We start from the raw sequence: 11,757 nt of genomic DNA on the forward strand, positions 1-11,757 counted from the left end.
GCCCGGCGCGGAAGCGCGCCGGGCCCCGGCCGTGCGGGCCCCGATCCTGGCTCAGCTCCGCGCGCAGCTCACCGGCGCCGGCACGGCGTTCGCGCCGGTCCAACTGCCGAGGAAGCCGAACGTGGTGGAGACGTTCGGTGCCAGGCTGCCGTTGTACGAGACGTTCCGCACCGAAACCGCCGCACCGGTCTGGGTGTGCGTACCGCCCCAGATCTGGCTGATCGTCTGGCCGTTGGCGAAACTCCAGCCCACCGTCCAGCCGGTGATCGCCGACGCGCCGGTGTTCTGCACGGTCACCTCGGCCTGGAAGCCGCCCTGCCACGAGCCGGTCACCCGGTAGGAGGCCGTACAGGCCCCGCTCGGCGGGGGCGTGCTGGTCGGGGTGGCCGTCGGGGGCCGGGTGGTCGGGGTGGCCGTCGGCGGGCGGGTGGTCGGAGTCGCCGTCGGGGTGCCGGTGGGCGGGTTGGAGGGGCCGCCGAGCCGGTCCGCGACCAGGATGCCCCGACCGTTGGTACCGAGGTAGACCCGTCCGTAGACCCTCGGGTCACCGGTCAGCGCCTCGCCCATGTTGCCGTACTGGTGCTGGTCGTCGTTGATCCGTACCCAGGCGCCGCCGGCGTTGTCCGACCGGTACACCCCGCGTACGTCGTCGACGGTGGCGACCGCGAAGACCGCCGGGTACGTCTGCCCGGGCGCCGCCCGGCCGAACCCGACGTTGACCGCGCTGCTCACGTTCGACAGCTTCGTGAAACTCGCTCCGGAGTTGGTGGACCGGAACACGCCGGTGTCGCCGGCCAGCCAGATGTCCCCCTCGGCTCCGGCCACCGCCTTGAACTTCGCGCCGCTGCTCGGCAGCCCGGTGGCGGCGGAGGCGGTGAAGCTCTGCCCGCCGTTGGTGCTGACGTAGAACCGGCCGGCCGAGTAGCCGTAGAACTTGTTCGGGTTCACCCGGTCGGCCTCGACGACCGCGTTCGCCGGGATGCCGCTGGACTGGCTCCACGAGTTGCCGTACCCGACGGAGTAGACCACCTGTTGGCCGGAGTCGCCGGGTGCCCAGACGAACCGGCTGCCGTTGGCGGCCACCGCGACGGTGCCGCCGCTGTTGACGCCGCCCGGCTCCTGGGCCTGGAACCAGTTCGCCCCGCCGTCGGTGGAGAAGGCGACGTGGCTGTCGTTCGGGCGGTCGGCGTCGGTGAAGTTGCCGGCCCGGACCATGATGCTCGGGTTCAGCTCGGCGAAGTCCAGGCTGGTGGTGCTGGTGAAGACCGGCTGGGTGAACATCGCCGCCGGTACCGTGTCCAGGCTGGTGTGCCGGAAGCCGCCGACGTCGCCGAGCGCACTGACCAGCGGGGCGCCCGAGGGCGGGCTGACCAGGTCGAGCACGGCGGTCTCCTCCAGCCCTCGGACCATCGGCCGGATGGTGACCGTGCCGCCGCTGTCCCAGTTGCGCAGGTTGGTGGTGCCGTAGATGGTGGCGCCGGTGCCGTACATCAGCCGGTTGCCGTCGAACGGGTCGATCTCGACGGACTCGTTCATCCAGCCGAGCTTCGGGGTCTCCTCCGGCGGGGACGGGTTGGCGCCGAAGGTCAGCCACGGCACCGAGCTGATGTCCATGCTGTAGCGCTTGGAGCGGTTCGGATACGAGGTGAAGTCCCAGATCCGGGTCCAGGTCGCGCCGCCGTCCGTACTCCGGAAGAAGATCGCGTCCGGCCACCAGGAAATCTGTGTCGCCACCATGATGGTGTTCGGGTTCTGCCGGTCGATGGTCAACCCGCTGTACCCGTAGTACGCGTCGGCGCTGCTGGACGGTACCGGGCTGATCTGGGTCCACGCCCCGGTGGCCCGGTTGAACTTCCAGACGTCGCCCTTGCCGCCGTCGTACGGGCCGCCGGTGTCGCTGGTGGCGATGTAGAGGAAGCCGCCGACCGGGTCGACGACACCCTTGTGCGCCAGGTAGCCGGTGGGCTGGCCGGCGATCCGCTCCCAGCTCGTACCGCCGTTGGTGCTCCGGTAGACCGGGTTCTGCTTGTCCGCGACCCCGACGTAGATGGTCTGGGTGGTGTTGCCGGCGGTGCCGGTGGACTTGTCGAAGCTGACCCAGGTGACACCCTGGTTGCCGTTCAGGTAGTTGTTCGGGTCGTTCGGGTCCTGGGCATAGTTGCCGGGGTTCGGGAAGTTGCCCACCTTGGCCCAGGTGGCGCCGTAGTCGGTACTGCGCCAGAGTCCGTTGCCGCCCTCGGCGCCGTAGTAGACGACGCTGTTCCGGTTCGGGTCGACGGCGAGCCGCTCGCCCTGGCCCCGCCCCGGCATGTTGCCACCCACCTTGAACGGCAACTGGTATGCCTGCCAGGTGTTGCCCTTGTCGGTGGAGCGCAGGATCGCGCCGTTGTTCGGGTCCCAGTCGTTGGTATACATCCCAACCGCCGCGTAGACCCGGTTGGTCTGCACCGGGTCGGTGGCGATGCTGAGCACGCCGTTCCAGCCCCACCGGTCCCAGCCGACCCAGTCCAGCAGCGGGGTCCAGCTCTGGCTGGACTGCTCCCAGCGGTAGGCGCCGCCGATGTCGGTGCGGGCATAGATCAGGTTCCGCTCGGTGGGGTTGAAGACGATGCCGGGGACGAAGCCGCCGCCGTCGATCCGGACGTTCTTCCACGAGTACGGCTCCGCCGCAGCGGCCGAGGCCGGAGTCGCGGAGGGGCTGACGGCGATCTGGGCCACCACGGCCACCGCGCCGGCGGCCAGTACGGCCGCGAGCGAACTGGCGAGACTTCTACGCATGTGTACGGCTCCCTGTGTCAAAGAGCTTGCGCTGGCCGGCGCATCCGGGGGTTGGCACGCCGGGGGGTCGGACGAACCGTCGGCGCGGCGGGCGTTCCGATGTGGACGCCGGGAACGATCCGGACCGCTATGGTCCCGCCGATCGCGCGCATGGACGGAGGACTTCCCGAGCCGGGAGCTGCCCCTGCTCCCGTGGCGTCGTCCTGGCTCCCGCAGGGCGTCGTGCAGACGCTCACACACCGCTGTACACGCTGTCAATAGTTGGAGTCCCAAACTAAACCCGGCGGTACAGGGCCGGCTCACGGGAGCCGGCCCTGCGGTGGGCCGGTTCAGCCGAGCCGGAACACCACCGAGCCGGCGACCTCCTCGCGGGTGATCCCCAGCCCGTCGACCGGCCGGTTCAGCACCTCCTGCCACGGCGTCCCGGCCAGGTACTCCGGCAGCACCACCACGGTACGAACACCGACCTGCCGCAGGTGGTCGACGCTGAGCCGGTCGGGGAAGCTCGCCGTGATGCCGAGGGTCTGCGCCTGCGAGTCCGGGGTGAAGGCGGCCAGTCCGTTCACGATCTTGGGGAAGCCGTCGGTGGACCAGAGCATCACGCTGAACTCCAGGGTGCCGCTGCTCGGCAGCACCAGCAGCGGGCCCTCGACCCCGCGCAACGCGGCCGGCTGCGGGATCACCGGCGCGTGCGGGGTGGTGTTGACCCCCTCGACGACGATCAGCGCGAGCGGGATCAGTGCGACCAGCCGGACCAGCGCCGTCCGGAACCGGGCGGCACGCCGGCCGAGGGCTGGCCGGTCCGGCTCTTCGGCGTCCGGCGGGGGCTGGTAGGCGGCCATCCGCAACACGGGTACCGGCACGCCGGGTCGCCCCGCCCGTTCCGCCGGAGCCTGATCCGGCGCCTGGTCGGGCTGCCCCGGGTCGGTGGCGGGCGGCTTCTCGGTCTTGGCCGACGGACCCGGCTCCGGTCGGGGCTGGTCGGCGGCGGGCTCCGTGCCGAGCTGGGTCAGCGCGGTCAGCGCACCGGCGGCCAGGATGCCGAGCAGCAGGGTCGTCCAGAGCACCAGCCGACCGGAGGTCCGGATCGCGTCGAAGCCGGGTGCGTGCAGCACCAGGGTGGCGTACCCGGGATCGCCGTCGCCGCCGAGCGTGGTGCCGCTGGCCAGCCCGACGCTGACCAGTACGCCGGCCGCGAGCAGGAGCCGGTGCCGCAGTCGCCACACCGAGAAGAACAGCCCGGCGAAGGCCAGCCCGATGATCACGACCCCGGGCAGCAGGGTCATCTCGCCGGCGAAGCTGAGGCTCGCCCGGGCGGCGGCGTGCCGTTCACCCCAGAGCCAGTTCTCGGGCGGCGCGGTCAGGAAGCCCCGCCACGGCGGCGAGAACATCTGCACGTGCGCCAGGCTCCGCCGGCCGGCCGGGTGCCGGGCCACCACCTCGAAGTAGGGCAGCGCCATGAGGATGGTGATCCCACCGAACACCGCCCCGCCGGCCAGGTCGGCGAGGAGCAGCCGTCGACCGAACGGCGGACGGGACCGGCGCCGCCACCAGGACCAGGCGTAACCGACACCGGCGGCCAGGCAGACCAGCGCCAGCACGTAGCCGAACGGCAGCCCGATGCCGAAGCCGAGAGTCATCTGCCAGGCCGCCACCAGCCAGCCGGCGAAGGCCCAGCCGGGACGGCGCCGGTCCGGCCGGTAGCCGTACCGCAGCGACCAGCCGTGCCCCCGGGCCAGCATCGCCAGGGCCAACGCGATGCCGCCGATGGAGAGCACGTGCAGGTGCCCGGCCTGGGCCAGCTTCCAGGGGGCGTACCCGAAGGCGACCCCGGCCGCCGCGGCACCGATCCGGCCCGCGCCGAGCTGCCGGACCAGCGCGTACGCCCCGATGAAGGCGAGCGCGTGCACCAGCACGTAGAGGATGTTGTAACGGACCACGGCGGCCACCGGACCCTCGCCGACCATGCCGAACGGGGCGTAGCCGAGCAGGGTGTCGGAGTAGGCGTAGGTGTAGGGCTCCGGATAGAAGGTGTTGGAGTGCCACAACTGGGTCGGGTCGTTCAGCACCGCGTGGCCGCCCCAGGCGATCTGCCACGCCTGGAGGGTCGGATCCCCGATGTCCTGCGGAATCGTGCTGGTGATGTCGCGCAGGGTCGGCCAGGTCAGCAGCACCGCCAGCAGCAGCCCGCCGAGTACGGCCAGCGTCCACTCGTGGCTCACCAGCCGTACCAGGAAGGGGGCCCGGGGCACCCGACCCGAGCCGACCGGCGGGGCGGCCCGCTCCGGCGGTCCCGTCCGGTGCTCGGGCCCGCCACCGGCCCGCTCGTCGGACCTGCCACCAGCCCGCTCGTCGGGTCCGCCACCAGCCTGGTCGTCGGGTCCGGCCGGCGCCGTCTGCCGCTCGATCGTCATCCTGCCCATTCCTTCCGGCCCGGGCCCTGTCCCCACAGCACACCGGCGCCTGCCCCGGAGCAGGTCACCGGCATTGATGATTCCTGATGTTCGCCAGGGCTGTCACGCCCCCGCTCCGGCTCACCCCCGGCGGGTGAGGAGCGCTCACCCGAGGGCGGGCCAGAGTCGAAGCGCTGACGTGACCGGCGGGGCGGAGCCTACCGGTCGCCCGGAGCGCCGTACCCGACCGTTCGGAGGACCGAGAATGGCCAGCCGCGCGACGAACCCCAGCGACGAGGAGATGCAGCGCGACATCCTGGCGGAGTTGGCCTGGGAGCCCCGGGTCCAGCCGAACGAGATCGGTGTCGCGGTGCAGGACGGCGTGGTGACGCTGCGCGGCTGGGTGGACAACTACGCCAAGAAGTGGGCGGCGGAGCGGGCCGCGCACCGGGTACACCGGGTCCGGGCGGTCGCGAACGACCTGGAGGTACGCCTGCCGTCCTCGGCCGAGCGCGACGACCCCGAGATCGCGGCGGCGGTGACCCGGGCCCTGGACTGGGACGCCTTCGTCCCCACCGCCGAGATCGACGTGACCGTCTCCAACGGTTGGGTCGTGTTGCGCGGCGAGGTCGAGTGGGAATACCAGCGCCGCGCCGCCGAGCAGGCGGTACGCCGACTCGCCGGAGTCCGTGGCCTCACCAACGGGATCTCGGTGCAACCGCACGAGCAACCGGAGCTGGCCGAGATCTCGGAACGGATCCACAGTGCACTGGTACGCAGCGTGGAGACCGACGCGGCGGGGATCGACATCCGGATCGAGGGCGACGCGGTGGTGCTGACCGGCAACGTCCGGTCGTGGCTCGAACGCGAGGAGGCCGAACGGGTCGCCTGGTCGGCCCCGGGGGTGACGACCGTCGACAACCACATCACCGTACGGCTGTGAGGCGTCGGGCTCGCCGACGACGTGGCCGACTGGGACGGCCGCTCCGAGAAACAGTCAGATCAGGTTGAGTTCGCGGGCCCGGCGTACGGCGTCCCGGCGCCGGGTGGCGTCGAGCTTGCGGTAGATGTTCCGGACGTGCGTCTTGACGGTGTTGACCGAGAGCGACAGCTCCGCCGCGATCTCCACATTGGACAGGATGCTCTGTAGGTAGCGGAGCACGGTCAGCTCCCGCTCGGTCAGCGGCTCACCCGGTGGTGCCGCCGACGACATCGCCGGTCCGGCCGCCCCGTCGGCGGCGTCGAGCAACTCCCGCACCATCGGCCAGTACGCCGTACCCGAGTCGAGGTGGGCGGCGAGCAGGTCCCGTACCGGCGGATCAGCCCGGGTGAAGACCTGCCGGAAGCCCTCTGGTTCGGCCAACCGCAGCACGTGTTCCAGCACCCGGGCGGCGCGGCGGTGGTCGCCGGTCAGCCGGGCCGCGCTCGCGTCGAGCAGTCCGGCCGCCAGCCGCAGCGGAAGCGGTCCACCAGCCCCGGCCGGCGCCTCCCAGTCCGGCAGCGTACGCAGGGCGGCCTGCGGATCCCGCGCCCGCAGGTGGGCCCGGGACAGCGCCACCGCCAGCGGCTCGACCGGGGCCGTTCCGCGCTCCAGTGCCGGGGTCAGCATCTCCCTGGCCAGCTCCACGTCGCCGTGGTCGATCCACAGCTCCGCCTCGGCGGCGAGCAGCCAGTGCGCCAGTGGCTGCGCCTCCGCCCGATCGCCGAGGCGGCGCCGGCTGCCCGCCAGCACCTGGTGTGCACCGGTCAGGTCGCCCCGGTCACGCAGCAGTCGAGCCTGGATCACGCCGACCAGACCGTGCACGAGCGGCTCGTCGACGTACTCGGCGGCCCGGACGCCGAGCGCCAGGTTGGCGTCCGCGTCGTCCGGCCGGTCCCGGTACAGCGCGACGAGCGCCTGCGCGAGACAGCCGTGTACGCCGTCCGCCGGCCGGACCAGCCCGCCGAAGGGTGCCGCGCCGAGTGCCGCGCGGGCGGCCTCGTCCGCGCTGGTCAGCTCGCCCCGGATCGCCCGGGTCAGGGCCAACCTGCCCAGGCACAGCCGACGGACCCGGGACAGCCCCGCCCGGGTCGCCTCGGCCAGCCCGTCGGCGATCTCCGGCTCGGCAGCGGTCGGCTCGCCCGTCCCGAACCGGATCGTCCCGGGCACCATCCTGGCCACCACGCTCGCCCGGAGTTCGAGATCGCTCCGGCCGGAGTCCCCGCCGTCGACCAGGTCGACCCCGAGCCGCCCCAGGTCGGGCGGACCCCCCAGCCCCGAGTCGGGCGGATCCCCCAGCCCGGAGTCGGGCGGGCCAGCCCAGCCCGCTGCACCCAGCTCAGCTCGGCCCGCACCGAGGAGGTCGGTCCGGGCGGGGTCGGACAGGTCAGGGTGGCCGGGGTGGCCGGGGTCGAGCAGGGTGAGCCGGCCCAGGTCGATTCGGTCGGCGTCCAGATAGGCGTCGACCTCGACGCCCACGACCGGACCACCGTCGACGCCCACGACCGGGCCACCGTCGACGCTCAGCTTCGGGCCCGGGTCGCCGCCCAGTCCCGTGACCGCGTCGGCGGTCACCTCCGGGACGCCGGAGTGGATGTCCGGCGGATCCGGTCGGAGAAGGTCGGCGACACCGGCGCGTACCGCCGGTTCGTCCCCGGCCGACTGGGCGACGGCCAGCCGCAGGGCCGCCGCGATCCGCCGGAACCGGTGCCGGCCGGCGGCGTCGAGCAGGTCGGTGTGCTCGGCGGCGAGCGCGAGATAGCCGGTGGCGGCGGCCGGCTCGCCCCCGTCCAGCCGATCGGCGGCACAGGCCAGGCCGAGTTCGGGGTCGGCCCGGACCACCTCCGGGGACGGTGCCGGCGGCGCCGGCCGGGTCGGGGCGTACTGGCCGTAGGGGACGAGGTCGGGCCAGTGCCGCAGCAGCACTCCGGTCGCGTACGGCCAGTCGTGGGCGGCGAGCGCGTGCCGGAGCGCCTCGGCCGGCAGGTCGTGCGCGGTGAGCCAGGTGGCGGCTCTGCGGTGCAGCTCGGCCACCTGCTCGGCGGGGCGACGCGCCAACTCGGACCGGAGCAGTTCGCCGAGCATCGGATGGCACCGGTATCCCGCCGGCCGGCCGCCGAGCGGGATCACGAACCCGCCGAGACGGTCCAGTTCGGACAGTACCCGGGCCGCGTCGGTCCGCCCGGTCAGCGTGTCCAGCAGCTCGGCGGAGAAGCCCGCCACCAGCGATGCCCGGCAGAGCATCTCCCGGGCGTCGCCGGACAGCTCGGCGAGCAGTTCCTCGGTCAGATAGTCGCCGACATCCGGATACTCGCCGGTGAACTCCTCGACGAAGCGGGCCGGGTCGGGGTGGCCCGGCAGGGCGAGCGCAGCGAACCGCAGGCCGGCGGGCCAGCCCTCGGTACGGCCCACCAGCCCGCGGACCTGCTCGGGCGGCAGCGGCTCCCCGTACGCGGAGAAGAGGTCGGCGACCTCGTCGGGGCGGAACGCCAGGTCGGTGGCGCGGATCTCGGTCAACTCCCCGCTGAGCCGCCAGCGGTGCAGGGCGAGCCCCGGGTCGGTACGGCAGCCGATCACCAGCCGCAGCCGTCCCGCCGTGTGCCGGAGCAGGAACTCCAGCCCACTGGAGACCTCCGGGTCGTCCACCTGGTGCAGATCGTCCAGGATCAGCGTCGCCGGCCCGGTACGCCGAGCCAGCTGGTCGGCGAGGGATTCCAGCCCGTACGCCGGATCCGGTTCGTCCCCGGCATCCGGTTCCGGGCCGTCGACGGCCGGCCGCAGCGCGGCGTACAGGTATGACCAGAGCCGTGCGCCGCCGTCACCCGGCTCCAGCGAGAGCCAGCCCACCGGGCCCCGGTCCGGGCTCTGTCCGGCCCGGCCGTCCGTCGCGTTACGGGCCCGGTACCAGGAACTCAGCAGCACCGTCTTGCCCCAGCCGGCCGAGGCCGAGACCAGGGTCAGCGGCCCGGCCGTACCGAGGTCGAGCAGCTCGAACAGCCGGGGTCGGGGCAGCAGCACCGCCCCGGAGCGCGGCGCGGCGGTCAGCTTCGCGGTGAGCAGCGGCGGCGGACGCCCGGCCCCGCCGTCCGGGCCGGCGGCTGCCCCGGCGGTGGCCGGCGCCACCGTTCCGGCGAGTAGTTCCTCGATCCGTTCCATCGACAACGCCCCACCTCCTCCGGCCCGCCGGATACGACGGTCCGAGGCGGATACCCGGCCCGCAGCGGTTCACCCCTTGCGGACGAGCCTGGTTCACCCGGCACCGCCGGGCGATTCCGAGCCGGCGACACGACGCGGGCCCGGCGCGCTGGTCGCCGGGCCCGGGTGGGGGTCTTCGGAAGCGGGTCGGTCAGGACGGCAGGCCGCCGACCTGGGTGTTGATCCAGGCCCGGATCGAGGGCAGGTCGCCGTAGATGGACGGGCCGGTCGCGCAGGTCGGGTTGTTGTTGCCCGCCCGGCTGGTCGCGCCGATCAGGTTCCACCGGCCGTCGATGCTGCGCACCTGCGGGCCACCGGAGTCGCCGTAGCAGGCGCCGGCGTTGCCGTTCGTGTTGTTGGTGCAGATCTCGTACGTCGCGTTGATGCCGGAGCACCGGCTGTCGGCCACGATCGAGGTGTCCAGTTCGTTGGCGACGGTCGGCGCCGAGCCGCAGCCCCGGGTCGGGCAGGTCTGCCCCCAGCCGATGATCCGGGTCGCCGTGCCGACCGCCCCGGAGGCGCTCGGGATGACGGCGGGGGCGTGGCTCACCGAACTGCCGAGCTGGAAGAGCTTCACGTCGATGGAGGGGTGGTTCACCGCGCGTACCACACTGACGACGGTGCCGCCGCTGGTGCGGTTGACGCTGCCCACCCGTACCGAACTCGGTGTCGGGCAGTGCTTGGCGGTGACCACCCAGTCGGCCTTGATCAACGAGGCCGAGCAGCCCGAGGTGTAGACCAGGAACGAGTAGTTCTCCGACGCCGGCCGGCCGTTCACCACCAGCGTACCGACGCCGCCGTCGCCGTCGGTGGCCTCGGGTGCGGGCGCGTCGGACGTCTCGGGCACGTTCGCGTACCCGGTCGAGGGCGCCGCCGAGGCGACGGCCGGCAGGGACAGGCCGGCGGCGACCAGCGCGGCCACCAGGCACGTGCGGCGGACGAGCACGCGCGCCGGGTGTGGTCGGGACATGACTGACCTCCAGGGGTGTCGGAGTCGTGGTCAGGCAGCACCCTAGCGCCGAATAGACGATTGTAGATACATATCCCTTTCTCCCCTACCATCGAACGATGCGCCGGGCGGATCGGCGCAGCGGGTTGACCCTCGACCTGGTCGAGGGGGCAGAATGCCTGCTCGTGGACGGGGGTGGCCGACTTCTCGGCATCGGCGAGATGGCCCGGGCGAGCGGCCTGAGCATCAGCGCGCTGCGCTTCTACGACGGTGCCGGCGTGCTGGCACCCGCGTCCGTGGACCCGGGCACCGGTTACCGCCGGTATGCCGAGCGGCAGCTACCGGCCGCCCGCCTGCTGGCCGGCCTGCGCCGGATCGGGATGCCACTGGCCGAGATCACCCGGGTACTGGAGTTGCGCGGCTCGGACCCGTCCGCCGTGTCGCGGCTGCTGGACGCGCACCTGCGCCGCCTGGAGGAGGGGCTCGCCGACGCCCGCCGGGAGGCGGCCCGGCTCCGGGTACTCTGCACCGCCGCCGAGCCATCGGCCGAGCCGTCCACCGAGCCGGAGGGCCGGCTGACCGTACCCGGGCGGGAGCTGGCGGCAGCGGTCGACGCCGTCCGGTTCGCGGCCGGGGCGGACCCCGGGCTGCCGATGCTCGGCGGTGTGCACTTCGAGATCGACCGGGACGTGCTCCGGCTGGTCGCCACCGACCGGTACCGGATGGCCGTCTCCGAGGTCGCCGGGGACCCGGACCACCGTTGCGAGGGCGGGGCGGCGTCCGGGCACTCCCGGGTGACCGTGCCGGTCTCGTTCGTCGACGCGGCCCGGGCCCTGCTGACCGGCGGCTGGCCGGCCACCCTCACCCTCGGATCCGCCGCCGTCGGCCTGCGGGTGCGGGACCGCCGGGTCACCGGTACCCCGATGCAGCACGACTTTCCGGACTACCACCGGTTGCTACGGACCGCGACCGGCGGGCCGGACCGCCGCCGGGTGACCGTCGACGTGGCCGGGTTACGCGAGCGACTGACCGCCGCCGAGACCCGGACTGTGGTACGCGCCGACGACGGAGCCCGCTGCGCGGTCAGCGTCCTCGCGGTCGACGCCACGAACCGGCTGACCGTCTCCCCCGCCGACGCCCCGGCCGCGCCGACCGATCCGGTGGTGCGGGTCGGAGTCAACCGGGAGTTCCTGCTCGACGCCCTGGACGCGGTCGGGCCGGGCCAACTGGTACTCGAACTCGACGGGCCGATCCGCCCACTGGCGGTACGCCGGCTCGACGACGACCGCGCCTTCTCCATCCTGATGCCGGTACGGGTCTGAGCGCGCTTCCGCTCAGTGCGTCCGCGCAGCTCAGGCGCCCGCTCGGCTCAGGCGTCCTCGCCCAGCTCGGTGAAGAGGGTCAGTTGCAGGTGACCGGGCGCCGCCAGCCGCGAGTTCAGCGAGTTCCACGTGCCGCGAATG

The 11,757-nt window shown here is 73.2% G+C and carries 6 protein-coding genes; 2 read left to right on the forward strand and 4 right to left on the reverse strand.

From position 1 onward, the window contains the following. Nucleotides 1–51: 51 nt before the first annotated feature. Together Pma05_RS39935 and Pma05_RS39940 are read right to left on the reverse strand one after the other, a co-directional pair. Nucleotides 52–2,778, reverse strand: coding sequence for a cellulose binding domain-containing protein (locus Pma05_RS39935; RefSeq protein ID WP_203862744.1), 2,727 nt, complete (start codon nucleotides 2,776–2,778; stop codon nucleotides 52–54). Between the two features lie 329 nt (nucleotides 2,779–3,107). After that, entirely contained in the window at nucleotides 3,108–5,192 is a 2,085-nt protein-coding gene (locus Pma05_RS39940) for a hypothetical protein (RefSeq protein ID WP_203862745.1), read from the reverse strand. Between the two features lie 244 nt (nucleotides 5,193–5,436). Between Pma05_RS39940 and Pma05_RS39945 the strand changes: the two genes are divergently transcribed. Then, entirely contained in the window at nucleotides 5,437–6,114 is a 678-nt protein-coding gene (locus Pma05_RS39945) for a BON domain-containing protein (RefSeq protein WP_203862746.1), read from the forward strand. A 54-nt stretch (nucleotides 6,115–6,168) separates the two neighbouring features. Here the strand turns inward: Pma05_RS39945 and Pma05_RS39950 are convergent, their stop codons facing one another. Further along, a complete protein-coding gene (locus Pma05_RS39950; RefSeq protein ID WP_203862747.1) occupies nucleotides 6,169–9,306 on the reverse strand; it encodes a winged helix-turn-helix domain-containing protein in 3,138 nt (1,045 codons plus the stop codon). Nucleotides 9,307–9,496: 190 nt separating this feature from the next. Continuing rightward, nucleotides 9,497–10,315: a S1 family peptidase gene (locus tag Pma05_RS39955; protein WP_203862748.1), complete on the reverse strand. Its 819-nt coding sequence runs from the start codon at nucleotides 10,313–10,315 to the stop codon at nucleotides 9,497–9,499. 200 nt (nucleotides 10,316–10,515) lie between these two features. On the opposite strand from Pma05_RS39955, the gene Pma05_RS39960 reads away from it, so the two are divergent. Further along, nucleotides 10,516–11,616, forward strand: coding sequence for a DNA polymerase III subunit beta family protein (locus Pma05_RS39960; protein ID WP_239314129.1), 1,101 nt, complete (start codon nucleotides 10,516–10,518; stop codon nucleotides 11,614–11,616). The last annotated feature ends 141 nt before the right edge of the window (nucleotides 11,617–11,757 follow it).

Origin of the sequence: Plantactinospora mayteni, from assembly GCF_016862935.1 — a bacterium.
In the GTDB taxonomy this organism is placed as follows: domain Bacteria; phylum Actinomycetota; class Actinomycetes; order Mycobacteriales; family Micromonosporaceae; genus Plantactinospora; species Plantactinospora mayteni.